The 22,731-nt window shown below is 63.4% G+C and carries 34 protein-coding genes and 1 pseudogene; 33 read left to right on the top strand and 2 right to left on the bottom strand.

Annotated elements, in window-relative coordinates:
* Positions 1 to 324, top strand: a pseudogene (gene tuf, locus ACP69S_RS19070) (elongation factor Tu); the annotation flags it as partial.
* 1,595 nt (positions 325 to 1,919) lie between these two features.
* On the opposite strand, the gene ACP69S_RS19065 reads toward tuf, so the two are convergent.
* On the bottom strand, positions 1,920 to 2,195 hold the full coding sequence (locus ACP69S_RS19065) for a UBP-type zinc finger domain-containing protein (protein ID WP_425999926.1): 276 nt from the start codon (positions 2,193 to 2,195) through the stop codon (positions 1,920 to 1,922).
* A 189-nt stretch (positions 2,196 to 2,384) separates the two neighbouring features.
* Between ACP69S_RS19065 and ACP69S_RS19060 the strand changes: the two genes are divergently transcribed.
* The 3 genes from ACP69S_RS19060 (at position 2,385) to ACP69S_RS19050 (ending at position 5,402) form a co-directional block, all read left to right on the top strand.
* A complete protein-coding gene (locus ACP69S_RS19060; protein ID WP_425999924.1) occupies positions 2,385 to 3,533 on the top strand; it encodes a GNAT family N-acetyltransferase in 1,149 nt (382 codons plus the stop codon).
* 9 nt (positions 3,534 to 3,542) lie between these two features.
* Entirely contained in the window at positions 3,543 to 4,457 is a 915-nt protein-coding gene (locus ACP69S_RS19055) for a transcriptional regulator (RefSeq protein WP_425999922.1), read from the top strand.
* 105 nt (positions 4,458 to 4,562) lie between these two features.
* Positions 4,563 to 5,402 (top strand): GIN domain-containing protein, encoded by an 840-nt coding sequence (locus tag ACP69S_RS19050; protein ID WP_425999920.1) that lies wholly within the window; start codon positions 4,563 to 4,565, stop codon positions 5,400 to 5,402.
* 90 nt (positions 5,403 to 5,492) lie between these two features.
* On the opposite strand, the gene ACP69S_RS19045 is transcribed toward ACP69S_RS19050, so the two are convergent.
* Positions 5,493 to 6,251: an outer membrane protein gene (locus ACP69S_RS19045; RefSeq protein ID WP_425999918.1), complete on the bottom strand. Its 759-nt coding sequence runs from the start codon at positions 6,249 to 6,251 to the stop codon at positions 5,493 to 5,495.
* Between the two features lie 384 nt (positions 6,252 to 6,635).
* Here ACP69S_RS19045 and ACP69S_RS19040 point away from each other — a divergent pair, with 384 nt between their 5' ends.
* The 29 genes from ACP69S_RS19040 to ACP69S_RS18900 all read left to right on the top strand — a co-directional run bounded on the left by ACP69S_RS19040 (position 6,636) and on the right by ACP69S_RS18900 (position 22,624).
* The gene (locus ACP69S_RS19040; protein ID WP_425999930.1) at positions 6,636 to 6,836 is read left to right on the top strand and encodes a hypothetical protein; all 201 of its coding nucleotides are present in this window, start codon (positions 6,636 to 6,638) and stop codon (positions 6,834 to 6,836) included.
* Positions 6,837 to 6,849: 13 nt separating this feature from the next.
* Positions 6,850 to 7,158 (top strand): 30S ribosomal protein S10, encoded by a 309-nt coding sequence (rpsJ, locus tag ACP69S_RS19035; RefSeq protein ID WP_004616952.1) that lies wholly within the window; start codon positions 6,850 to 6,852, stop codon positions 7,156 to 7,158.
* A gap of 14 nt (positions 7,159 to 7,172) precedes the next feature.
* Entirely contained in the window at positions 7,173 to 7,943 is a 771-nt protein-coding gene (gene rplC / locus ACP69S_RS19030) for a 50S ribosomal protein L3 (RefSeq protein WP_425999915.1), read from the top strand.
* Positions 7,943 to 8,581, top strand: a complete 639-nt coding sequence (gene rplD / locus ACP69S_RS19025) for a 50S ribosomal protein L4 (RefSeq protein ID WP_425999913.1) — start codon at positions 7,943 to 7,945, stop codon at positions 8,579 to 8,581. The genes rplC and rplD overlap by 1 nt, the downstream gene beginning before the upstream one ends.
* A complete protein-coding gene (locus tag ACP69S_RS19020) occupies positions 8,581 to 8,877 on the top strand; it encodes a 50S ribosomal protein L23 (RefSeq protein WP_419251732.1) in 297 nt (98 codons plus the stop codon). Before rplD ends, ACP69S_RS19020 begins: the two co-directional genes overlap by 1 nt.
* 4 nt (positions 8,878 to 8,881) lie before the next feature.
* The gene (gene rplB, locus ACP69S_RS19015; protein WP_425999911.1) at positions 8,882 to 9,721 is read left to right on the top strand and encodes a 50S ribosomal protein L2; all 840 of its coding nucleotides are present in this window, start codon (positions 8,882 to 8,884) and stop codon (positions 9,719 to 9,721) included.
* A 3-nt stretch (positions 9,722 to 9,724) separates the two neighbouring features.
* Entirely contained in the window at positions 9,725 to 10,003 is a 279-nt protein-coding gene (rpsS, locus tag ACP69S_RS19010) for a 30S ribosomal protein S19 (protein WP_425999909.1), read from the top strand.
* A 3-nt stretch (positions 10,004 to 10,006) separates the two neighbouring features.
* Entirely contained in the window at positions 10,007 to 10,387 is a 381-nt protein-coding gene (rplV, locus tag ACP69S_RS19005; RefSeq protein ID WP_425999908.1) for a 50S ribosomal protein L22, read from the top strand.
* Positions 10,387 to 11,136 (top strand): 30S ribosomal protein S3, encoded by a 750-nt coding sequence (gene rpsC / locus ACP69S_RS19000; RefSeq protein ID WP_419251729.1) that lies wholly within the window; start codon positions 10,387 to 10,389, stop codon positions 11,134 to 11,136. The genes rplV and rpsC overlap by 1 nt, the downstream gene beginning before the upstream one ends.
* Before the next feature lie 12 nt (positions 11,137 to 11,148).
* Positions 11,149 to 11,589: a 50S ribosomal protein L16 gene (gene rplP / locus ACP69S_RS18995; RefSeq protein ID WP_035049360.1), complete on the top strand. Its 441-nt coding sequence runs from the start codon at positions 11,149 to 11,151 to the stop codon at positions 11,587 to 11,589.
* A complete protein-coding gene (gene rpmC, locus ACP69S_RS18990) occupies positions 11,586 to 11,780 on the top strand; it encodes a 50S ribosomal protein L29 (protein ID WP_035049361.1) in 195 nt (64 codons plus the stop codon). Before rplP ends, rpmC begins: the two co-directional genes overlap by 4 nt.
* 10 nt (positions 11,781 to 11,790) lie before the next feature.
* On the top strand, positions 11,791 to 12,030 hold the full coding sequence (gene rpsQ, locus ACP69S_RS18985) for a 30S ribosomal protein S17 (RefSeq protein WP_035049363.1): 240 nt from the start codon (positions 11,791 to 11,793) through the stop codon (positions 12,028 to 12,030).
* An 18-nt stretch (positions 12,031 to 12,048) separates the two neighbouring features.
* Entirely contained in the window at positions 12,049 to 12,417 is a 369-nt protein-coding gene (gene rplN / locus ACP69S_RS18980; protein ID WP_035049365.1) for a 50S ribosomal protein L14, read from the top strand.
* Entirely contained in the window at positions 12,417 to 12,731 is a 315-nt protein-coding gene (rplX, locus tag ACP69S_RS18975) for a 50S ribosomal protein L24 (protein WP_425999906.1), read from the top strand. The genes rplN and rplX overlap by 1 nt, the downstream gene beginning before the upstream one ends.
* Positions 12,724 to 13,281 carry a 50S ribosomal protein L5 gene (gene rplE, locus ACP69S_RS18970; RefSeq protein ID WP_425999904.1) on the top strand — a complete coding sequence of 186 codons (558 nt, stop codon included), beginning with the start codon at positions 12,724 to 12,726 and terminating at the stop codon, positions 13,279 to 13,281. Before rplX ends, rplE begins: the two co-directional genes overlap by 8 nt.
* Before the next feature lie 21 nt (positions 13,282 to 13,302).
* Entirely contained in the window at positions 13,303 to 13,608 is a 306-nt protein-coding gene (gene rpsN, locus ACP69S_RS18965) for a 30S ribosomal protein S14 (protein ID WP_425999902.1), read from the top strand.
* A 10-nt stretch (positions 13,609 to 13,618) separates the two neighbouring features.
* The gene (gene rpsH, locus ACP69S_RS18960; RefSeq protein ID WP_062145548.1) at positions 13,619 to 14,017 is read left to right on the top strand and encodes a 30S ribosomal protein S8; all 399 of its coding nucleotides are present in this window, start codon (positions 13,619 to 13,621) and stop codon (positions 14,015 to 14,017) included.
* 18 nt (positions 14,018 to 14,035) lie between these two features.
* The gene (rplF, locus tag ACP69S_RS18955; protein WP_425999900.1) at positions 14,036 to 14,569 is read left to right on the top strand and encodes a 50S ribosomal protein L6; all 534 of its coding nucleotides are present in this window, start codon (positions 14,036 to 14,038) and stop codon (positions 14,567 to 14,569) included.
* Between the two features lie 3 nt (positions 14,570 to 14,572).
* Positions 14,573 to 14,929, top strand: a complete 357-nt coding sequence (rplR, locus tag ACP69S_RS18950) for a 50S ribosomal protein L18 (protein WP_035049377.1) — start codon at positions 14,573 to 14,575, stop codon at positions 14,927 to 14,929.
* Positions 14,930 to 14,942: 13 nt separating this feature from the next.
* Positions 14,943 to 15,548, top strand: a complete 606-nt coding sequence (gene rpsE / locus ACP69S_RS18945; RefSeq protein ID WP_425999898.1) for a 30S ribosomal protein S5 — start codon at positions 14,943 to 14,945, stop codon at positions 15,546 to 15,548.
* Positions 15,549 to 15,551: 3 nt separating this feature from the next.
* Positions 15,552 to 15,737 (top strand): 50S ribosomal protein L30, encoded by a 186-nt coding sequence (rpmD, locus tag ACP69S_RS18940; protein WP_419321093.1) that lies wholly within the window; start codon positions 15,552 to 15,554, stop codon positions 15,735 to 15,737.
* A 168-nt stretch (positions 15,738 to 15,905) separates the two neighbouring features.
* Entirely contained in the window at positions 15,906 to 16,400 is a 495-nt protein-coding gene (gene rplO / locus ACP69S_RS18935) for a 50S ribosomal protein L15 (RefSeq protein ID WP_425999895.1), read from the top strand.
* A gap of 185 nt (positions 16,401 to 16,585) precedes the next feature.
* Positions 16,586 to 17,941 (top strand): preprotein translocase subunit SecY, encoded by a 1,356-nt coding sequence (gene secY, locus ACP69S_RS18930; RefSeq protein ID WP_425999893.1) that lies wholly within the window; start codon positions 16,586 to 16,588, stop codon positions 17,939 to 17,941.
* Between the two features lie 122 nt (positions 17,942 to 18,063).
* Entirely contained in the window at positions 18,064 to 18,633 is a 570-nt protein-coding gene (locus tag ACP69S_RS18925; RefSeq protein ID WP_425999891.1) for an adenylate kinase, read from the top strand.
* 173 nt (positions 18,634 to 18,806) lie between these two features.
* The gene (gene rpsM / locus ACP69S_RS18920) at positions 18,807 to 19,175 is read left to right on the top strand and encodes a 30S ribosomal protein S13 (RefSeq protein ID WP_425999889.1); all 369 of its coding nucleotides are present in this window, start codon (positions 18,807 to 18,809) and stop codon (positions 19,173 to 19,175) included.
* 12 nt (positions 19,176 to 19,187) lie between these two features.
* Positions 19,188 to 19,577: a 30S ribosomal protein S11 gene (gene rpsK / locus ACP69S_RS18915; RefSeq protein ID WP_035049391.1), complete on the top strand. Its 390-nt coding sequence runs from the start codon at positions 19,188 to 19,190 to the stop codon at positions 19,575 to 19,577.
* A 75-nt stretch (positions 19,578 to 19,652) separates the two neighbouring features.
* Positions 19,653 to 20,669 carry a DNA-directed RNA polymerase subunit alpha gene (locus ACP69S_RS18910; protein ID WP_062145568.1) on the top strand — a complete coding sequence of 339 codons (1,017 nt, stop codon included), beginning with the start codon at positions 19,653 to 19,655 and terminating at the stop codon, positions 20,667 to 20,669.
* A gap of 189 nt (positions 20,670 to 20,858) precedes the next feature.
* Positions 20,859 to 21,272: a 50S ribosomal protein L17 gene (gene rplQ / locus ACP69S_RS18905; protein WP_425999887.1), complete on the top strand. Its 414-nt coding sequence runs from the start codon at positions 20,859 to 20,861 to the stop codon at positions 21,270 to 21,272.
* A gap of 542 nt (positions 21,273 to 21,814) precedes the next feature.
* Complete coding sequence (locus ACP69S_RS18900) at positions 21,815 to 22,624, top strand: alpha/beta hydrolase (protein WP_425999885.1); 810 nt, start codon at positions 21,815 to 21,817, stop codon at positions 22,622 to 22,624.
* The last annotated feature ends 107 nt before the right edge of the window (positions 22,625 to 22,731 follow it).

Raw genomic sequence — 22,731 nt, 5'->3', positions numbered from 1 at the left:
GAGCGCGGCCAGGTGCTGTGCAAGCCGGGTTCGATCACCCCGCACACCAAGTTCGTGGCCGAAGCCTATATCCTGGGCAAGGAAGAAGGCGGTCGTCACACCCCGTTCTTCACCAACTATCGCCCGCAGTTCTACTTCCGCACGACCGATGTCACCGGCATCATCAAGCTGAAGGAAGGCGTGGAAATGATCATGCCGGGCGACAACGCCGAGCTGGACGTCGAGCTGATCACTCCGATCGCCATGGACCAGGGCCTGCGCTTCGCCATCCGCGAAGGCGGCCGCACCGTCGGCGCCGGCGTGGTTGCCAAGATCGTCGAGTAGTCTCGACTTTCTAGCCACGACTAAAGAATGCGAGGGCCCCGGAGGAAACTCCGGGGCCTTTTGCTTTGGTGGCAGGGGCGGTGCTCTAGCGAGTTCAGGCTCCGGCGTTCGCCGGGGAGAGCGGACTAGAGGAGCTAGGTGCTGACCTTCGCAGCGTCTGCAACGGTGGATCACGGACCTGCAAGACCAAGCGCTCGCCCGAAAAGGTTCGCAGCTATGCAAAGGCCGATATTCAAGATCGGGGCACTCAGCAGCCAAAAGGCCGCTCTTTGGTTTCCCTCTCGCGCCAAGTTTATCGCACCCACTCCAGCGAAAAGGGCCACGAGAGGATAAGCAACTGCCGTCCAGTTGAAAAAGTGGTCCTGCCAAGCACGGGCGAAACCGACGCCAATCAAACCAATCAGGGCATACACAACACCCGGCACGACGCTCACCAGACTGCAAATCGCCCAAGGAAGCACGCGCTTGAGTGCCTGCGCTGCAGCTTTATCTGTCATGGGAGTGAGTATGCTTGAGATGTAACTGTCCGCAATGGGTCGAGGCTGTGTAAAAACACGTTTCGGACCTGGAGGCGCCCGTTGACCGGGTCACGAAATAGCTGATCTGGCGCTTTGTCGCGCATGGCGGCCGATCGGGACGCGAAAGTTTTCTTTCGTGAGCGGGTTCTGCCCGACGTTTTTACACAGCCTCGGTCGAAAGCGCCCTTTACCTATCACCCCACAAGCGGACGCTCCGCGTCCCGCTCGTCCTTACATCTCTTGGAGGCTGCAGCGTGCCGGTCTGTCCAGGTCAGTCAAGGACGACGCTCTCGCGTCGCCGCGGTGCGGCCGGTCGAAGACCGGTCCTTGAGTGACCTGGACAGACCGGCGATCGTCTCGCCGTGAGATGTAAGGATGGCTCTGCCCGAGGGGCGGTGGCTTAGCCCTTAAAGTTCATAATGCCCGTCATCCCGGGACTTGTTCCCGGGACCCATCTATCCGCCGCACGGGCGGCGCGGCGGTGACCAAGGGCGGGCGGCTGAACCATGGGTCCCGGGGACAAGCCCCGGGATGACGGGGTTTGGTAGAGGCGAGGGAGAGGTCCGCCCGGCCTCTATCCCCGCGCTCCCACGGGGATAACCACCCCTCGCCCCCAACAAATTCAACGCCCTAAATCCCCGCCCCAGCGTCACGATCCAAAATCGACGCATCACCCTCAAAAACGCCCGCATACTTCTCCTCGCTTCATCGCAAGGGGAGGGCGTCCAGCTGGCGACCTGACGGGCGGTGGGGGCGGTTGAGCGGGGCCACCGGTCGGACGAATGTCCGTGCCGGCCGGCTTAAAGTGAGGACAGGGGACGTAAACCTGTCCATCGGGGGAAAGCCAAAGCCCCCGCCCGTCCGAAGGTTCGCTCCGGGCTCCCGGGAGGACCGTGGCTTGCAGCTTCAGGGCTGGGTCCGGTCTCGAAGGGGACAAGCCCGGGTGGGGCAAAAGGCTGAACAGGCCTGCGCACCCCGGCCAGAGGGAAAACGATCGCGCGGAGCGCTCCGGCCACGGCCGAAACGGTACTCCACTACAAACCCATCCGGGCCTGGCCCGGACGCTCCGCCGCCTCCTCAAGTTTCTCGGGGCCAACTCGCCGGTCGAACCGGCGAGGGCGCGAACCCGTGCGTCCTGGCCTCACATGAACTTCGGTATCGGTCCGTCCTGTGGCGTCTGGTCCGGTAGCTCCACGAACACCTCGTCGACGAAGCACCAGCCCCAGCCCTCGGGCGGGTCATGACCTTCGCTGACGGATGACGGGTGGCGTGGAAATGAGCTGTGGCATGCCGGGCCGGAAAGTCGTCGCAGCAGCCGACATGGCCGCAGGTTCGGCGCAGGCGCAGATGCACCCAGCTTCCGCCGACCTTCAGGCAATCCTCGCAGCCCTTGGCGCTGGGGACGACCGCGATACCCGTAGCAGCACGCCGGCCTCCAAGTCGGTTCCCGTGCGCTTGACGGTGGCCGCAGCTAAGAGGCTCAACTAAAGCGGTTGTTAGGGAAAGCCTGCGTAACCTCCCGGCACCTGGGGGAGGGCGGCTTTGCACGACGGGGTTTCCGTAGAGACGGTCAAGGTCTCGGAACTTGGTGCGCCGCAGCGCGCCCGGTGGAACGCCCTGCGTCAAACCAATCCGCTGCTGGGCAGTCCCTATTTCGACCTTCGATTCGTTGATGTCGCCGGCGAAATCGCGCCGGGCGCCGCTATCGCCATCATCCGGCGGGGCGATGAGATCCTGGGCTTTCTGCCATACCAGCGGCGCGGGACCCTGATCCAGCCGATGGCTGCCCCTATGAGCGACATCCATGGTCTGGTTGCGCCGACCGACACGTGTCTGAACCTGACCGACATCCTGAGCCGGCTCGGCGCCGACCGCGCGCGGTTCAGCGGATTGATCGCTCCGGGCACGAACGAGGGACGCGGTCTTTCGGTGCGCTACGCGATGGCCGCCGATGTGTCGTCCGGGTTCGCGACCTATGAGGCCGGGCGCAGCGCAGGGTTTCTCAAGGACAAGCGCCGCCGGTTTCGGACGCTCGAGCGCGACCATGGCCCCGTCCATTTCAGCTTCGAAAAGCCCACGGCTGAGATGCTGGACCGGATCATCGCGGGCAAGCGTCAACAGCTTCGCCGAACCCACCAGTACGACATCTTCGCGTGCGGCTGGACCGGCGCCCTTCTGCACCGCCTGGCTGAAATCACGGAAGCCGACTTTGGCCTGAAGCTCGCGGTCCTGCGGGCCGGCGACGCCATTGTCGCCGCCGAGCTGGGCATGACCAGCGGCGATCGTCATCACCTGTGGTTCCCGATCTACGACACCGCCTATGCCCGCTATTCGCCTGGCAGTCTGATGACCCTGGAGACCTTGCGCGCCGCAGCGGAACAGGGGATCGCCCGCGTTGATTTCGGTCCGGGGGGAGAAGCCTACAAGCGCGACTTCGCCGAGCCGGCCGAACCGGTGTTCGAGGGCATGATCCATACCCGTCCCCGGACGGTCGGACTGACTGGCCTGCCGGGCATGACCAAGCTGTCACGCCGCTTCGACGGCATAACCGCCTGCGAGCCCGGCCTGGTCGGTCGTGTGCGGGGCGCCTCGTCTTTCGTTACGGCCATGACCCGCCGCCACCCCCGCATCGGCGCGGGCGTCGGCCTTGGGGTCGGCATTGGTCTTAGCCTCACCCTTCTGGCCGACTAGGAGTTCTCGATGTCCGATCTTATCGCCGACTGGTCGCCCGAACAGAAAAGCGCCTTTGGCAAGACGCCGATCGCCTTCCAGCACAAGCTCGTGGAGTCGCGCCTGTTCGAGGACGACGCTCTGGCGCGCGTGCTCGACGCCTATCCGGCCGAGCTCTACGACATCAACCTGTTCGACTTCGACGCCGACGGGCAGCACACCATGCGCACCGGCGCGCGGGGGCGGCGGTCCGGCAAGGAAGTGCTGGAGGGCGTCAAGGAAGGACGAATCTGGGTGCAGTTGCGCCGGGCCGAGGCCTGGTATCCGCAATTGGGCGCGTTGATCCAGGAAGCTTTCGCCGGGATGTCCGGCCAGGCCCAGGGCTTCAAGCCGATCCAGATGAACGGCCAGCTGATCCTGTCGGCCCCGGGGGCTAAGGTGCCCTTCCACGCCGATGCGCCAGGGGTGGTGCTGTTCCACCTGCGTGGTCGCAAGCGGATCTGGATCTACCCGGCCGACGAGACCCATATGCCTCAGAAAGGCATGGAGAACATCCTGCTCAAGCAGCAGACCGAAGACCTGCCGTACCAGCGCGACATGGACGCAGCCGCGCAGGTCTTCGACTTGGAGCCCGGCATGGCCGCCGCATGGCCGCTGCATGCGCCGCACCGGATCGAGAACCTTGGCACCTTCAACGTCTCCCTGTCGGTGGACTACCAGACCTGGGAGTCGCGCCTGATCAACGGCGCGCACTACGCCAACGGCGTCTTCCGGCGCTGGGGAATGCCCGTCGCGGCGATGGAGAAAACTCCCGCTTTTGCCCGGGCTGGCCTTTGGGCGGCGTCTCTGGGCCTGAAACGCGCGCGTCTGGTCGAGGACCGGATCAAGGGGTTCGAGCGCAGTTTCGAGCTGGGTATGGACACGCCGGCGGAAGCACGGCCTTAAGGCCGATTTGTGACATCGCGGTCATGACCTCGAATTAAGTCGTGTCTCTCGGCGACGGCCGCTAGCTTTCCCTCATCAACGCCATCCGAAGGGGAAATTATCTCGATGCGCGCACTTCTCATTCTGGCCGCCGGCGCGGCCGCCCTGGGTTTCGCTGGCGTCGCCTCGGCCGCGCCTTCAGTCCGCATCAAGGACGCGGTCGCCCGCGTCGTCGTGATCCCGGAAGCCCGCAACGACATCAAGGTCGAGTTCCTCACCACCAACAAGAGCCTGCCCCTGACCATCCGTCAGGACGGTTCGGACACGATCGTCGATGGCGATCTGCGGATGAACAAGATCGGCAGTTGCAACACCAAGATGGGCGAGGCCACCATCAACGTGCGCGGCATCGGCGAAGTGAAGTGGGAAGACATTCCGCAGATCGTTGTGCGCACGCCGATGAACGTCAATGTGTCTGGCGGCGGCGCGGTGTTCGGCAGCGTGGGTCGCAGCGACAGCCTGGAACTGGCCAATGCCGGCTGCGGCGACTGGACGGTCGCCAATGTGAAGGGCGCGCTTGAAGTCAGTCAGGCCGGCTCGGGCGAAACCAATGTCGGTTCGGCGGGTTCGGCCGAGATCAGCATCGCCGGCTCCGGCAATGTAAAGACGCAGGAGGTCGCTGGCGATTTCACCGTCTCGATCGCCGGCTCGGGCAATGCGGGCGCGGCCAGCGTCGGCGGCAAGGTCGAGATCAACATCGCCGGTTCGGGCGACGTAGCGATCTCCGGCGGCAAGTCCCGGTCCGTCGAGGTCAGCATCATGGGTTCGGGCGACGTCAGCCATGACGGCGAAGCCGGCGACGTGGAAGTCTCGGTGGCCGGCTCGGGCGATGTTCGCGTGGCCAAGGCGACAGGCAATGTCAGCAAGTCGGTAGCCGGTTCGGGCGACGTCTATATCGGCAAGTAAGCCGGCGTTCGCCGACCACGCTATATATAGAGTGAAGGCCCCGGGACGGATGTCCCGGGGCCTTCCGCTTTTCAGGCTGTCGTCGCGCGCTTAGCGGACGCCGAAGCCGAACAGCGTACCGGCGTCGATCAGGTCGGCGCCGGCTGCGTCGCGGGCCTTCAGGCTGCCGCCGAAGGTATAGCGCACGCCGACCTTGACCGCGTCCGACTTCAGGTCGGCCAGGTCTTCGCTTTCGGTGTGGGTGTACTTGCCGAAGGTCGACCAGCCGGTGTTGGCGAACTTGTATTCGCCGCCCACGCCGGCGTCCCACGCATCAGCTTCAATCAGGGTGTCCAGCTTGGAATAGCCCAGGCCAGCGTCGAGGCGGAAGTCGTCGGTCACGAAGTAGCGGGCTTCACCGCGAACGGCATAGAGATCAGCGTCCAGATCGTTGGACTGGCCATAGGCCGCCAGACCCGAAAGGGTGACGTTGGCCAGATACTTGTGGGCTTCGGCGCCGACGGCCCAGAGGGTGTCGTTGCCGGGACGCGACAGGGCCGTGAAGCCGCCGACGCGCCAGCTGTCGCCGATCTTGGTGGTCAGGTGGACGGCGCCCGAGGCGACGGTTTCGTCGCTGATGTCGTTGTCCGAGACGGAAACGTCGCCATTGACCGTAACGGTCCAGGCCGCGCCGACGGGAACGGCGATCGAGCCGTCGATCTTCACCGACGTGCCGTCAGCGCCGAACGCATTGGTCTCGATGTCGCTGTAGTTCACGGCGGCGCCGACCGAACCGACCTGCTGAGCAAAGGCGGGAGCCGAGAAGGCGACGACCGCGATGGCGGCGGCGGCGAAAAGTTGGGTCTTCATAGTGGGTAATCCCCTTGGTGAAACAGCCCCGGCGCTGGCGGTCGTTGTGGGGGAGGGGCCACCAGTCCGCCGGGGAGGGGCGGCATCTATGGCGCGTCGCTGGGCGCCGCAAGGGGCGATGGTAGCGCCTGAGGGTCGGTTGATGCTCGTTTGTGACACTTGAAAGACCGATGTGGCCGTCTGCGTGCATGCCCGCGCACGTTCCTTCCCATGCGACGCTGTTATTCGACAATACGATGACAGATGAGGGGTTGCGGAGCGGGGGCTGGGCGCCTATCCAGAAGCGGCTCGCCGAGTCGCCTCATTTTGCGTCGCGACAAGGCAAGCGGAGCGCTTGACGAAACCGGATTCGGAACGTACAAGCGCGCCTCTGTTGGACCGGCTGTGAACTTTCGAGTTCAAACGCGGTTCGCGAGACGCCTGGACATAGCGCCGCCAACCTCTTTCGGGAGGGGCGCAATATCTGGACATAAGCCCCCACGGGCAACCGTGAGGGTAATTTGTTTTGCGGACGCTGCGTGCGAACCCTCTCGGGGGTTCGAGTTGGTCTTTGAAATGGTTCGAGACGCGGGCGCAGCCCACTAGGAAACCGAGCGATATGGATCGTCAGAACATCCGCATCCGGCTCAAGGCCTTCGATCACCGCGTGCTGGATCATTCCACGCGCGAGATCGTCAACACGGCCAAGCGCACTGGTGCGACGGTACGGGGCCCGATCCCCCTGCCCACGCTTATCGAGAAATTCACCGTCAACCGCTCGCCGCACGTCGATAAGAAGTCGCGCGAGCAGTTCGAGATCCGTACGCACAAGCGCGTCCTCGACATCGTTGACCCGACTCCGCAGACCGTGGACGCGCTGATGAAGCTCGACCTGTCGGCCGGCGTTGACGTCGAAATCAAGCTGTAAGGAGGGCCCGCTTTATGACTCTCCCCGCACAACGCACCGGCGTGATCGCCAAGAAGCTGGGCATGACCCGCTTCTTCGACGAAGCTGGACAGCACATTCCGGTCACCGTCCTGTCGCTCGACGGTTGCCAGGTCACCGCTCAACGCACCCAGGAGAAGGACGGTTACACCGCCCTCCAACTCGGCGCTGGCGCGAAGAAGCCTAAGAACACCCCCAATGGCATGCGTGGCCACTTCGCCAAGGCCTCGGTCGAACCCAAGCGGATCGTCGCCGAGTTCCGCGTCGAAGAAGCCGCCCTGATCGAAGTGGGCGCGGAAATTACCGCCGACCACTTCCTTGCCGGCCAGAAGGTCGACATCCAGGGCGTCACGGTCGGTAAGGGTTTCGCCGGCGCGATGAAGCGCTGGAACTTCAGTGGTCTGCGCGCCACCCACGGCGTCTCGGTTTCGCACCGTTCGCACGGCTCGACTGGTCAGCGCCAGGATCCGGGTCGTACGTTCAAGGGCAAGAAGATGGCCGGCCACCTGGGTCAGGAAACGGTCACCACGCTGAACGTCACCGTCTGGAAAGTCGATGTCGAGCGCGGCCTGATCCTGGTCAAGGGCGCCGTCCCCGGCCACGAAGGCAGCTATGTGAAGGTTCGCGACGCGATCAAGAAGGCCGCTCCGGCCGACCTGCCGCGTCCGGGCGCCTTCCGCAAGGCTGGCCAGGCTCCGGCGACCGCCGCTGCTGAAACCCCCGCTGAGGAAGCCCCTGCGGCATCGACCGAAGAGGGCGAAGGCTAATGAAACTCGACGTCATCAATCTGGACGGCGGCGCAGCCGGTTCCGTTGATCTCGACGACGCCATCTTTGGCATCGCCGACATCCGCGGCGACATCCTGCAGCGCGTCGTCACCTGGCAGCTGGCCAAGCGCCGCTCCGGCAACCACAAGATTCAGGTCCGTAACGAGGTCTCTCGCACGGGCAAGAAGATGTACAAGCAAAAGGGCACCGGCGGCGCTCGTCACGGTTCGCGCCGTGCAGCTCAGTTCGTCGGCGGCGCCAAGGCCCACGGCCCTGTCGTCCGTAGCCACGCGTTCGATCTTCCCAAGAAGATCCGTGCGATGGCTCTGCGTCACGCTCTGTCGTCGAAGGCCAAGGCCGGCTCGCTGATCGTGCTGGACAACGTCGCTCTGACCGATCCGAAGACGGCCGCCCTGCGCGCTACCTTCGACAAGATGGGTCTGAAGAACGCGCTGGTCATCGCGGGTCCGGAAGTAGACGGCAACTTCAAGCTCGCCGCCCGCAACATTCCGAACATCGACGTGCTGCCGAACGCCGGCCTGAACGTCTATGACGTGCTGCGTCGCCACACCCTGGTCCTCACCAAGGACGCGGTGGAAGCGATCTCGGCCCGTTTCGCTGAGAAGGAAGCCGCCTGATGGCCGCAACCGCCCGCCACTACGACACGATCCTGTCGCCGGTGATCACCGAAAAGGCCACCCTGCTTTCCGAGCAGAACAAGGTTGTCTTCCGGGTGTCCGCCGATGCGTCCAAGGACGAAATCGCCGCCGCAGTCGAAGAGCTGTTCAAGGTCAAGGTCACCAAGGTCAACACCATGGTCACCAAGGGCAAGACCAAGCGCTTCCGCGGCATCATTGGTCGTCGTTCCGACGTCAAGAAAGCTATCGTGACCCTGGCCGAAGGCCAGTCGATCGATATCACGACGGGGCTCTAGTCAGATGGCCTTGAAGCACTTTAACCCGACCAGCCCAGGCCAACGCGGCCTGGTCCTGATCGACCGCAGCGAGCTCTACAAGGGTCGTCCCGAGAAGAAGCTCGTCGAAGGCCTGACCAAGTCGGGCGGTCGCGGCGGCAATGGCCGTATCGCTGTCCGCTTCCGCGGCGGCGGCGCCAAGCGCCTGTATCGCTTGGTCGACTTCAAGCGTCGCACGCAAGGCGTGGCTTCGGTTGTTCGTATCGAATACGACCCCAACCGCACCGCGTTCATCGCCCTGATCAAATATCAGACCGATGGCGAGCTCGCCTACATCCTGGCCCCGCAACGCCTCAAGGTTGGTGACGAAGTCGTCACCGCTGACAAGGTCGACGTGAAGCCGGGCAACGCCTCGCCGCTGCGGACCATGCCGATCGGCACGATCATCCATAACGTCGAGCTGAAGCCCGCCAAGGGTGGTCAGATCGCTCGTTCGGCTGGCGCTTACGCCCAGCTGGTCGGTCGTGACGCCGGCTACGCCCAGATCCGCCTGAATTCGGGCGAGCTGCGCATGGTCCTCGACACCTGCATGGCCACGATCGGCGCCGTCTCTAACCCCGACCACATGAACCAAAACCTCGGCAAGGCCGGGCGTGTTCGTCACATGGGTCGTCGTCCTCACGTTCGCGGCGTCGCCATGAACCCGGTCGACCACCCCCACGGTGGTGGTGAAGGTCGGACCTCGGGCGGTCGTAACCCGGTGACCCCGGCCGGCAAGCCGACCAAGGGCGCCAAGACCCGCGTCAACAAGGCCACGGATAAGTTCATCATCCGTTCGCGCCACAAAGCGAAAAAGGGCCGCTAAGCCATGACACGCTCCGTCTGGAAAGGCCCGTTTGTCGACGGGTACCTCCTGAAGAAGGCCGACGTCTCTTTGTCGTCGGGCCGCAAGGACGTCATCAAGACCTGGTCGCGTCGCTCGACGATCATGCCGCAATTTGTCGGCCTGACCTTCGGCGTCCACAACGGCCTGAAGCACGTCCCCGTTATCGTGTCGGAAGACATGGTTGGTATGAAGTTCGGCGAGTTCGCTCCGACCCGTAACTTCCCCGGCCACGCCGCCGACAAGAAGGCGAAGAGGAAGTAGGCCATGAGCCAAGATAAACAACCTCGCCGCCTGCCGGCCAACGAAGCGATGTGCAAGGTTCGTACCTTGCGCACCAGCGCTCGTAAGCTGAACCTGGTCGCTCAGTCCATCCGTGGCCTGAACGTACAGCGCGCTCTGAACGAGCTCGAATTCAGCCACAAGCGTATCGCTCAGGACGTCCGCAAGGCGCTGTATTCGGCGATCTCCAACGCCGAAAACAACCACAACCTCGACATCGACTCGCTTGTCGTGTCCGAGGCCTATGTGGGCAAGAACCTGGTTATGAAGCGCTTCTCGCCCCGCGCCCGCGGCCGTGCGACGCGCGTTGAAAAGCCGTTCTCCGAGATCACCATCGTGGTCCGCGAACTGGGTGAGGCCGCCTGATGGGTCAGAAAGTCAATCCGGTCGGGCTTCGGCTCGGCATCAACCGCACCTGGGACAGCCGTTGGTTCGCCGACGGCGCCCAGTACGGCAAGCTTCTGCATCAGGACATCGCTGTCCGTAAGATGCTCAAGAAGCGCCTCTATCTGGCTGGCGTCTCGCGCATCATCATCGAGCGCCCGCACAAGAAGTGCCGTGTTACGATCTATGCCGCCCGTCCGGGCGTCATCATCGGCAAGAAGGGCGCTGACATCGACAAGCTCCGCAAGGATCTGTCGATCATGACGGAAGGCGAGGTTCACCTGAACATCGTCGAAATCCGTAAGCCTGAAACCGACGCCCAGCTGGTGGCCGAGTCCATCGCCCAGCAGCTCGAGCGCCGGATTGCCTTCCGTCGCGCCATGAAGCGGTCGATCCAATCGGCCGTCCGTCTTGGCGCCAAGGGCATTCGCATCAACGTGTCGGGCCGCCTCGGCGGCGCTGAAATCGCGCGGATGGAATGGTATCGCGAAGGTCGCGTGCCGCTCCACACCCTGCGCGCTGATATCGACTACGGTTTTGCGGAAGCCAAGACCACCTACGGCATCATCGGCGTGAAGACCTGGATCTTCAAAGGCGAAGTGCTTGAGCATGACCCGATGGCGCTCGACAAGCGTCTCGCCACCGAGTCCGGCCCTGCCGGCGAAGGTGGTGGGCGCGAGCGCGGCGATCGTCCCGACCGGGGCGACCGCGGCCGTCGCGATCGGGGCTAAGGATAGAGCGCTATGCTGTCACCGAAAAAAACCAAGTACCGCAAGCAGTTCAAGGGGCGCATTCATGGCGTCTCCAAGGGCGGCACCCTGCTGAACTTCGGCTCCTACGGCCTCAAGGCCGTTGAGCCGGAACGCATCACCGCTCGCCAGATCGAAGCGGCTCGTCGGGCGATCACTCGCCAGATGAAGCGCCAAGGTCGTGTGTGGATCCGCATCTTCCCCGACGTGCCGGTCACCGGCAAGCCGGCCGAAGTCCGGATGGGTAAGGGCAAGGGCGCCGTTGATCACTGGGCCGCGCGCGTCGCGCCGGGCCGGATCATGTTCGAAATCGACGGCGTGCCGGACGATATCGCTCGCGAAGCTCTGCGCCTCGGCGCGGCCAAGCTGCCGATCCGTACCCGTGTCGTCACCCGCATCGACGCTGGTGCGGCTCTGGAGGCCGAAGCGGCATGACCAAGATTGCTGACATCCGGGGCATGACGCCCGACCAACTCGCCGAGCAGCTGCTCAGCCTCAAGAAGGAGCAGTTCAACCTGCGCTTCCAGGCTGCGACCGGTCAGGTGGAAAAGACCCACCGCGTTGGCGAGATCCGCAAGGATATCGCCCGCATCAAGACCGTGCTGCGCGCCAAGGCCGCGGCTTAAGGAGAACGATATGCCCAAGCGTATCCTCGAAGGGGTTGTCGTCTCCGATAAGGGCGACAAGACCGTAGTAGTTAAGGTTGAACGGACCATCGTTCACCCGCTTCTGAAGAAGATCGTGCGCCGCTCCAAGCGGTACCACGCTCATGACGAAGTCAACGCGTACAAGACCGGTGAGTCCATTAAGATCATCGAGTGCGCTCCGAAGTCCAAGCTGAAGACCTGGGAAGCACTTCCCAAGGCTTCCGCTTAAGTCTGGAAGGTTTAAACCATGATCCAGATGCAAACTAACCTGGAAGTCGCCGACAACTCCGGCGCTCGCCGGGTCATGTGCATCAAGGTGCTGGGTGGCGCAGGTCGTCGCTATGCCAGCGTCGGTGACGTGATCGTCGTGTCCGTGAAGGAAGCCATTCCTCGCGGCCGCGTGAAGAAGGGTGACGTGCTTCGCGCCGTCGTCGTTCGTGTCAACCAAGGCATGAAGCGCAAGGACGGTTCGCTGATCCGCTTCGACAAGAATGCCGCGGTCATCGTCAACAAAGCGAGCGAGCCGGTCGGCACGCGGATCTTTGGCCCGGTTCCTCGCGAACTGCGCGCTAAGAACCACATGAAGATCATCTCCCTCGCCCCCGAGGTGCTGTAATGGCTGCCAAGATCAAGAAGGGCGACCGCGTTGTCGTCCTCGCGGGCAAGGACAAGGGCAAGCAAGGCGCTGTGTCCGAAGTTCGTCCCAAGGAAAACCGCGTCATCGTGGAAGGCGTGAACCTGGTTCAACGCCACACCAAGGCGACGCAAGCCGATCCGCAAGGCGGCATCAAGAGCAAGGAAGCCGCGCTGCACGTCTCGAACGTTGCAATCGTGGACTCCAACGGCAAGCCCACCCGCGTCGGCTTCAAGATCGAAGGCGACAAGAAGGTGCGCGTGGCCAAGACCACGGGCGAGGTGATCAATGGTTGATCAAGCTTACGAGCCGCGGCTGAAGTCCGAATATCGCGCGCGCATCCGCGCCGCGATGAAGGAACAGTTCGGCTACACGAATGAAATGCAGATCCCCAAGCTGGACAAGATCGTCCTGAACATGGGTATCGGCGAAGCTGTGGCCGACTCCAAGAAGGCCCAGACTGCGCTGAAGGATCTGATGGCTATCGCCGGTCAGAAGCCTGTCGCCACCAAGGCCCGTAAGTCCATCGCCGGCTTCAAGCTGCGCGAAGGCATGGTGGTTGGCGGGAAGGTGACCCTCCGCAAGGACCGGATGTACGAATTCCTCGACCGCTTGGTCACGATCGCGTTGCCGCGCGTGAAGGACTTCCGCGGCCTGAACGGCAAGAGCTTCGACGGCCGTGGCAACTATGCCATGGGTCTGAAAGAGCACTTGGTGTTCCCGGAAATCAACTATGACCAGATCGACCAGATCTGGGGCATGGACATCATCGTCTGCACCACTGCGAAGACCGATCAGGAAGCCAAGGCTCTCCTGAAGGAATTCCAGTTCCCGTTCACGAATTAAGAGCGGGCAGGGAAACACACCATGGCTAAGAAAAGCGCCGTCAATCGTAACGAGATGGTCAAGGCCCTCGTCAAGCAATTCGCCGACAAGCGCGCTGCGCTCAAGGCGATCGCCAATGACGAGAGCCTGCCGCTCGAGGATCGCTTCGAAGCTCGTCTGAAGCTCGCGAAGCTGCCGCGTAACTCCTCCGCTGTTCGCATTCGTAACCGTTGCGAAGTCACGGGCCGTCCGCGCGCCTATTATCGCAAGCTGAAGATGAGCCGTATCGCGCTCCGCGAGCTCGGCTCGTCGGGCCAGATCCCCGGCCTCGTCAAGTCGAGCTGGTGAGGACGATCATATGTCGATGAACGATCCCCTGAGCGACCTGATCGCTCGCATCAAGAACGCCGCCACGCGCAAGCGCGCCAAGGTCGCGACGCCGGCTTCCAAGCTGCGCGCCCGTGTCCTGGACGTGCTGGCCGACGAAGGCTACATCCGCGGCTACTCGCTGGTCGAGAAGCCCGGTGCGTTCCCCGAATTCGAGATCGAGCTCAAGTATTTTGACGGTGAGCCCGTGATCGCCGAAATCGCACGCGTGTCCAAGCCGGGCCGCCGCGTCTATTCGTCGATCAAGGACCTGAAGCCGATCAAGAACGGCCTGGGCATCTCGATCCTTTCGACGCCGAAGGGCGTCATGTCGGACTCCGCCGCACGCGACGCTAATGTCGGTGGCGAAGTCCTCTGCCGCGTCTACTAGGCGCGGGAGGGAAAGAGCATGTCACGTATCGGTAAAAAAGCCGTCGCGATCCCCTCGGGCGTGAATATCACGATCGACGGGCAGACGGTCACGGTGAAGGGCCCCAAGGGGCAACTCGCCTGGACCATCGCCGACGAGATCGCCGTCACCCAGGAAGGTTCCGACCTCCTCCTGACGGCTCGCGATGAAAGCAAGCGCGCCAAGTCGATGTGGGGTCTGTCCCGCACGCTGATCGACAACATGGTGCAAGGCGTCACCGCCGGCTTCGAGGAAACCCTCGAACTGGTGGGCGTTGGTTACCGCGCCACGATGAAGGGCACTGCGCTCTCCATCCAGCTCGGTTTCAGCCACGATGTGAACGTTGAGGCTCCGGCCGGCGTCACCTTCGCGGTTCCGAAGCAAACCGAAATCAAGATCGCCGGTGCTGACAAGCAGGCGGTTGGCGAGATTGCCGCGAAGATTCGCCGCATTCGTCCGCCCGAGCCCTACAAGGGCAAAGGCGTGCGCTATGCTGGCGAAAAGGTTCGCCGCAAGGAAGGCAAGAAGAAGTAAGCCATGGCGCTCACACCTCGCGAATCCGCCGTGCGTCGTGCCCAACGCACTCGCACCCGCCTCAAGGCGCTATCCAACGGTCGTCCGCGTCTTACGGTCTTCCGTTCGTCCAAGAACATCTACGCCCAGATCATCGATGATGAACGCGGCGTGACCCTGGCTGCCGCCTCCACCCTCGAAGGTGAAGGCAAGACCAAGGGCGCGGACAAGGACGCGGCTGCACTGGTCGGCAAGCTCGTCGCCGAGCGCGCCATCGAAAAAGGCGTCAAGGACGTCGTCTTCGATCGCGGCGGCTACATCTTCCACGGTCGGGTGAAAGCCCTGGCCGACGCCGCGCGCGAAGCCGGCCTGAATTTCTAAGGGAAATCACAGCATGGCTCGTGGTGATCAACAGCGTGGAGACGGCGGCCCCAATCGTGGCCGTCGCGACCGCAACGCCCCCGAAGAGCGGGCCGACAGCGACATCGTCGAAAAGCTCGTTCACATCAACCGCGTCGCCGCCACCGTTAAGGGCGGCCGTCGCTTCAGCTTCGCTGCTCTGATGGTCGTTGGCGACCAAAAGGGCCGCGTCGGCTTCGGTCATGGCAAGGCGCGTGAAGTGCCGGAAGCCATCCGCAAGGCGACCGAAGAAGCCAAGAAGACCATGGTTCGCGTTCCCCTGCGGGAATCGCGCACCCTGCACCACGACGGCTACGGCCGTTGGGGCGCTGGCAAGGTCATGATGCGCGCTGCCCCTCCCGGCACGGGCGTCATCGCCGGTGGTCCGATGCGCGCGGTTCTCGAAACCCTGGGTGTCCAGGACGTCGTGGCCAAGTCGACGGGTTCTTCGAACCCGTACAACATGGTTCGCGCCACGTTCGAGGCCCTGAAGGTTCAATCGTCGCCCCGCCAGATCGCCGCCAAGCGCGGCAAGAAGGTTGGCGACATTCTCGGCCGTCGCGCCGACGGAGCTTCGGCTCCGGACGCCATCGAGGGCTAAGACATGGCTGAAGCTAAAACCGTCAAGGTTCGCCAAACCGGCAGCCCGATCCGCCGCAACGCCACCCAGCGCGCAACGCTGGCTGGCCTGGGTCTCAACAAGCTGGGCCGCGAGTCCGAGCTGGAAGACACCCCTTCGGTTCGCGGCATGATTCGCAAGGTCCAGCATCTGCTGGAAATCGTCGAGTAGTTCTGTTACGAGACGCCGAAATCGCCACCCCGGTGAAAGCCGGGGTGGTTTTCGTTTGAAGTCTGGCCCCTTGATCTTTCAGGAAAAGCGGCTTGGCAGCGGACGAGCTCCAATTTTCAAGCCGAGTCTGGCCGCTAGCCAGGCGCAGATCTCCAAGGAGAGGCACATATGACCAAGCTTAATGAACTGGCTCCGGCCCCAGGTTCGACCAAGGGCCGCATGCGCGTTGGCCGGGGCCCGGGTTCGGGCAAGGGCAAGACCGCCGGTCGCGGTGTTAAGGGCCAGAAGGCGCGCTCGGGCGTCGCCATCGCCGGCTTCGAGGGCGGCCAGATGCCGCTCCACATGCGTATGCCCAAGCGCGGCTTCAACAACCCCTTCCGTCTCGAGTTCGCTGAAGTGAATCTGTGGCGCCTGGAGCAGGCCGTCGCGGCTGGCAAGCTGAAGGCCGGCGCTGACGTTTCCGTGGCCGACCTGGTCGCCTCCGGCGTGATCCGTCGCGAACTGGACGGCGTGAAGCTGCTGGGCAAGGGCGAGATCAAGTCGGCCCTGAAGCTGACCGTCTATTCGGCGACCGAAGCGGCCATCAAGGCCGTCGAAGCCGCTGGTGGTTCGGTGACCGTGACCAAAAAGGTCAAGGTTCAGGCCGAAGACGCCAAGGCCTAATCGATAAAGCTGTCATCCCGGACGGCCGTAAGGCCGAGCCGGAACTGCGGCATGCGTCGGCGCCCTTCAAGGTCCCGGCTCTTCGCTCCGCTTCGGCCGGAATGACAGTTCTTTTTGAGGCTCGCCGTGACATCACGGCGGGCCTCACCTATTTGTGGCTCAGTATTAGAGTCGTGGGGAATTGAATGGCCTCGGCCGCCGAACAACTCGCAGCCAACATGAATTTCGCGTCGTTCCAAAAGGCGACCGAACTTCACAAGCGCATCTGGTTCACGATCATCGCCTTGGTCGTCTTCCGCCTTGGCACTTATGTGCCGATCCCCGGCATCAATCCGGACGCCTTCGCCAACGCCTTCGCGGGCCAGTCGAAGGGCATCCTGGGCATGTTCAACATGTTCTCGGGGGGCGCGGTCGAACGGATGGCGATATTCTCGTTGAACGTCATGCCCTACATCAGCGCCTCGATCATCGTGCAGCTGATGGGCTCGGTGTATCCGCCGTGGGAAAAGCTGAAGAAGGAAGGCGGCGAAGCCGGCCGCAAGACCCTCAACCAGTACACGCGCTATCTCGCCGTGGTTCTGGCCATCGTGCAGTCGTTCTCGATCGCCGTCGGCCTGCATGGCCAGCCCGGCCTGGTGTTCGAAGGCATCAGCGCCCCGTTCTTCATCGCCTCCACCGTGGTGGCCCTGACCGGGGGCACGCTGTTCCTGATGTGGCTTGGCGAGCAGATCACCAGCCGCGGCGTCGGCAATGGCGTCTCGCTGATCATCTTCGCCGGCATCGTGGCGGGCCTGCCGCGCGGCATCGGCCAGCTGCTGGTGCAGTCGCAGACCTCGGGCAACTACCTGCCGCTGTTCGTGATCGTGCTGCTGGCCGTCGCCGCTGTCTGGGCGATCGTCTTCATCGAGCGCTCGCAGCGCCGCCTGCTGGTCCACTATCCAAAGCGTCAGCAGGGCAACCGCATGATCGGCGGCGACACCTCGTTCATGCCGCTGAAGATCAACACCGCCGGCGTCATCCCGCCGATCTTCGCCTCGAGCCTGCTGCTCCTGCCGACGACCGCCATGGGCTTCCTGTCGACGGCCACTCTGCCGGCATGGGCGGCTTGGCTGCCGGGCACGGTTGGCGCGCTGCAGCACGGCCAGCCGGCGTTCATGCTGCTGTACGCGGCGCTGATCGTGTTCTTCTCGTTCTTCTACACCTCGGTAGTGTTCAATCCCGAGGAGACGGCCGAGAACCTGCGCAAGTACGGCGGGTTCCTGCCGGGCATCCGACCTGGCAAGCGCACGGCCGAGTATCTGGACTATGTCCTGACCCGTCTGACGGTGATCGGCGCGGCCTACATCACCGCCGTCTGTATCATGCCGGAAATCCTCATGGCGGGCCTGGGCGCGACCCAGTTTGCCTTGGGCGGCACGTCGGTGCTCATCGTCGTGACGGTGACCATGGACACCGTGGCTCAGATTCAGTCCCAATTGCTGGCGCACCAGTACGAAGGTCTGATCAAGAAGTCGAAACTCCGGGGCGGCAAAGGCCGCTAGGGCGATAAAGCGTTTCGGAAGCCGGTTTGTCATAAAACCGGCTTCCGTTTTTTTCACCCGCACTCTAGGTCTGCGGGGAAGATGGACCGGGCGCAGACTCGGCGACGCGCGAAGGGGTATTCATGAACTTGATCCTGTTCGGACCGCCGGCGGCGGGGAAGGGGACCCAGGCCAAGCGGCTCGTCACCGAGCGCGGCATGGTCCAGCTTTCCACCGGCGACATGCTTCGCGCGGCTATCGCGTCGGGCTCCGAGCTGGGCGCTCGTGTGAAGGGTGTACTCGACCGTGGCGAGCTGGTGACCGACGAGATCGTCATCGCCCTGATCAAGGACAGGTTGCCTGAGGCGGAAGCCGCCGGCGGCGCCATCTTCGACGGATTTCCCCGCACCGTGGCCCAGGCCGAGGCGTTGGATAAAATACTGGCTGCTCGCGGCCAGAAGATCGACCTTGTCCTCCGACTCAAGGTAGACGAACCGTCCTTGATCGAACGGATCTCCAAGAGATTTGCCGAGCAGGGCAGGGCCGACGACAACCCGGAAGTCTTCGTGATGCGGTTGGCCCAGTACAACGCTCAGACGGCCCCTCTACTGCCCTACTATGTGGGGCAGGGTAAGCTGACCGAGCTGGATGGCATGGCGGACGTGGAAACGGTCGCAGCCTCTATCGACGCGGCGCTTTCGGGCGCGGCGTAAGACATTTTCAATTCGTTGATTTTCGGCGGATTCAACCATTGACGGCGGCGCAACGATCCCTATAACGGGGCGCTTCCGCGAAAGGGCGCGATCTGTGCGCGCCGGACTGGGTCGAAAGACCGGGCCGGGCGCGCCGTTCGCGTCTTTAGTGCGTGACTAGGAGAACATTAGACGTGGCCCGTATCGCAGGCGTCAACATCCCGACGAACAAGCGCGTTTTGATCGCGCTTCAGTACATTCATGGCATCGGCCAGAAGTCCGCTCGTGACATCGTCACGAAGGTGGGCCTGGACGACACCCGCCGCGTCAATCAGCTGACCGATGCTGAGGTCCTCCAGATCCGTGAAACGATCGACAAGGACTTCACCGTCGAAGGCGACCTGCGCCGCGAAAACTCCATGAACATCAAGCGCCTGATGGACCTGGCCTGCTATCGTGGCCTGCGTCACCGTAAGGGCCTCCCGGTCCGCGGTCAGCGTACGCACACGAACGCTCGCACCCGCAAGGGTCCGGCCAAGCCGATCGCCGGCAAGAAGAAATAAGGTAGCCTGACGATGGCCAAGGAACCGGGTCGCGTTAAAAAGCGCGAACGCAAGAACATCACCTCGGGCGTGGCGCATGTGAACGCCTCGTTCAACAACACCATGATCACCATCACCGACGCTCAGGGAAACACGATTTCCTGGTCCAGCGCCGGCGCGATGGGCTTCAAGGGTTCGCGCAAGTCGACCCCGTACGCCGCTCAGATGGCTGCGGAAGACGCGGGCAAGAAGGCTGCCGAGCACGGCGTGAAGACCCTCGAGGTCAACGTGTCGGGTCCGGGTTCGGGTCGTGAGTCGGCTCTGCGCGCCCTTCAGGCCGCAGGCATGACCATTACGACGATCCGCGACGTCACGCCGATCCCGCATAACGGCTGCCGTCCGCCCAAGCGTCGTCGCGTCTAGTACTTTTCAGACACAATTCTCCTTCGCCGGCTGCGCAAAACGCGGCCGGCGAGCCGCGTTCAAGGGATCGACCACGTGATCGAAAGAAACTGGAACGAGCTGATCCGTCCTGAGAAGCCGCAAATCGAGACTGGCGCCGACGCGACCCGCAAGGCGCGGATCGTGGCTGAGCCTCTCGAGCGTGGCTTCGGCGTGACGCTCGGCAACGCGCTTCGTCGCGTTCTGCTCTCGTCGCTTCAGGGTGCAGCCGTCACCGCCATCCAGATCGATGGCGTCGTACATGAATTCTCCTCGCTCGAAGGCGTCCGCGAAGACGTCGTCGACATCGTTCTGAACATCAAGCAACTCGCCGTGCGCATGCATGCCGAGGGGCCGAAGCGCATGACCTTGCGCGCCACGGGCCCCGGCCCGGTGACCGCTGGTCAGATCGAAACGCCGTCGGACATCGAGATCCTGAACCCCGACCACGTGCTCTGCACGCTGGACGACGGCGCCACCGTGCGTATGGAGTTCACGGTCAACACCGGCAAGGGTTACGTCCCGGCAGACAAGAACCGTCCGGAAGACGCGCCGATCGGCCTCATCGCCGTCGACGCCCTGTACTCGCCGGTCAAGCGCGTCGCCTATCGCGTCGAGCCGACCCGTCAAGGCCAGTCGCTGGACTATGACAAGCTGATCCTGGAAGTCGAAACCAACGGCGCCGTCACTCCGGTGGACGCCGTGGCCTACGCTGCCCGGATCCTGCAAGACCAACTGCAGATTTTCATCACCTTCGAAGAGCCCAAGGCCAAGTCGGCCGACGAGGCCAAGCCGGAACTGCCGTTCAACCCGGCGCTCCTGAAGAAGGTCGATGAGCTGGAACTGTCGGTTCGTTCGGCTAACTGCCTGAAGAACGACAACATCGTCTACATCGGCGATCTGATCCAGAAGACCGAAGCCGAGATGCTGCGCACGCCGAACTTCGGCCGCAAGTCCTTGAACGAAATCAAGGAAGTGTTGGCTGGCATGGCGCTGCACCTGGGTATGGATGTGCCGAACTGGCCGCCCGAGAACATCGAAGACCTGGCCAAGAAGTTCGAAGACCAGATCTAAGATTTAAGGCCGCGCTCGATCCGAGCCGCTCGCCACCCCTCGGGGATGGAGGGCGGCCCGGGCCTTTTGAAGCCGCTACAGCGGTGGAGGGCCCCGGCGCTTCGCTCTGACCCCGGCCGGGAACAAGCCGGGATTGGTGACAATCAGCGCTAGATCGCGCCTGCGGGCCAAGGCCCAGGAGACACTACAATGCGCCACGGTAAAGCTCACCGTAAACTCGGCCGCACGTCCGCTCACCGCACCGCCATGTTCGCCAACATGTCGGCCTCGCTGATCAAGCACGAGCAAATCGTCACCACCCTGCCCAAGGCCAAGGAACTGCGTCCCTTCGTCGAAAAGCTGGTTACCCTGGCCAAGCGCGGCGACCTGCACGCCCGTCGTCAGGCCATCAGCATCGTTCGCGACGTCGAACAGGTCGGCAAGCTGTTCGCCGCCATCGGCCCGCGCTACCAGGAACGTCAGGGCGGCTATATCCGCGTCCTGAAGGCCGGTTTCCGCTATGGCGACAACGCCCCGCTGGCCGTGATCGAGTTCGTCGACCGCGACGTCTCGGCCAAGGGCAAGGACTCGGGTCCTGACTATTCGGCCCAAGCCGAAGACTAATTCTCAGCCCAGGCTGAACGAAAAAGGCCCCGGAGCGATCCGGGGCCTTTTTGCGTTTTGGGGGTTTGGGCGGGGAGAGAGTTGTGTGCTGGCTGAGAGCGGACGTTTCGACGTTCTGCTGAGGCGGCGAGAGGAAATCGCCACCGGGCCACCTTTCGGACACCAAGGACATTCAGCTTCACCCTCGGATGCAGGGATGCAGGGATGCAGGGATGCAGGAGGGGCTATGCACCGGACTTTGGCGGCATGCTTGTTGATCGGCGTTGCAACATTGGCGTCGGTGGCGGTCGCCGATACCCTGACAGTCGTCTCCGAGGCCTCCGTCGCCGAGCAGAACTCGACGCGGTTCGTCGTCCACTCCAACCGACTGGCGCGCAACTACGAGGTCACGGTCCAGCTTCCTAACGCCAAGGTCGCTCTGCCTGGGCAGAAGCTGGCGGCCATCTATGCGCTCGACGGCGGCTACGGACTGGCTGGGCCGAACAGCGTCTTTCTCAGCGCGCGGGCCATGATGGCGCCGGCGATCGTCGTCAGCCTCCGTCTTGCTCCCGGCCAACCGTTCCTCCCGGAACGAGGACTTCACCCACCGCCCTTTTACCTTGGACGGAAAGACTTCCGGTGGCGGGGGCGCGGCCTTCGAGGCGTTTCTGCTTCAGGACCTGAAACCGTTTATCGACGAGAAGTACCCAGCCGATCCGGCGGGCTCCGTCCCCTTCGGCCACTCGCTCGGCGGGGTCTTCGCCGCCAACGTGTTCGCGGGTAATCCCGACGCCTTCGCCGGCTATATCATCGGCAGCGTGGTGGTTCCGCGAGATCCCGGCCTCGTGGACCGGGTCGCCAAGGCGACGGCCAGGGCGCGGGGCCAAAGAATCTTCCTGGCCGTCGGCGGCGCCGAGGACGCTACGGAGGCGGAGAAGCGTGAAATGAAACGAGGCTTCGCGACCTTGGCCGCAGCGTTCAGGAGGAAACCTGGCGTGACCTTGCAAGCCAAATCCTATCCCGGCGAGAACCACATCTCCTACTATCCGAACCTGATGCTCGACGGCTTTCGCTTTGTGCTGCCGCCCACCGTTCCAGTCGACTTGCCCTACGCGCCGTTGTCCCAAGGCGAGCTGGCGCGCTATCTCGGCGCTTATGCCTTGCCCGATGGGCACACCCTGACCATCAAGCCGGGATTCGACAGATATCTGGCAGCCCAACTAGATGACCAACCCGCCGTCTACTGGTTGCCGAACGGCGCTGGCCGCTTCTACGCCTATACGGCGGATCTCGACGTTACCTTCGATCCGCACGGGCTGACCCTGACGGGGCGCGGCGTGAAGGTCCGCGCCGAGCGCAAGCCTGCGCAATAGGCACCTTCAGAGGTGTCTCGAAGCGGACGTGGGCTACTGCCGGACAGGGTGTTGCCCCAAGCGCGACTTCGGGCATTGCACGCCGCCGAACGCGCTGGCGCCAGCTG

The organism is Caulobacter sp. DWR1-3-2b1, assembly GCF_049895765.1.
Classification (GTDB): Bacteria; Pseudomonadota; Alphaproteobacteria; order Caulobacterales; family Caulobacteraceae; genus Caulobacter.
The sequence above is the reverse complement of the archived record's forward strand: the minus strand, read 5'-3'. Positions and strand labels throughout refer to the sequence as shown.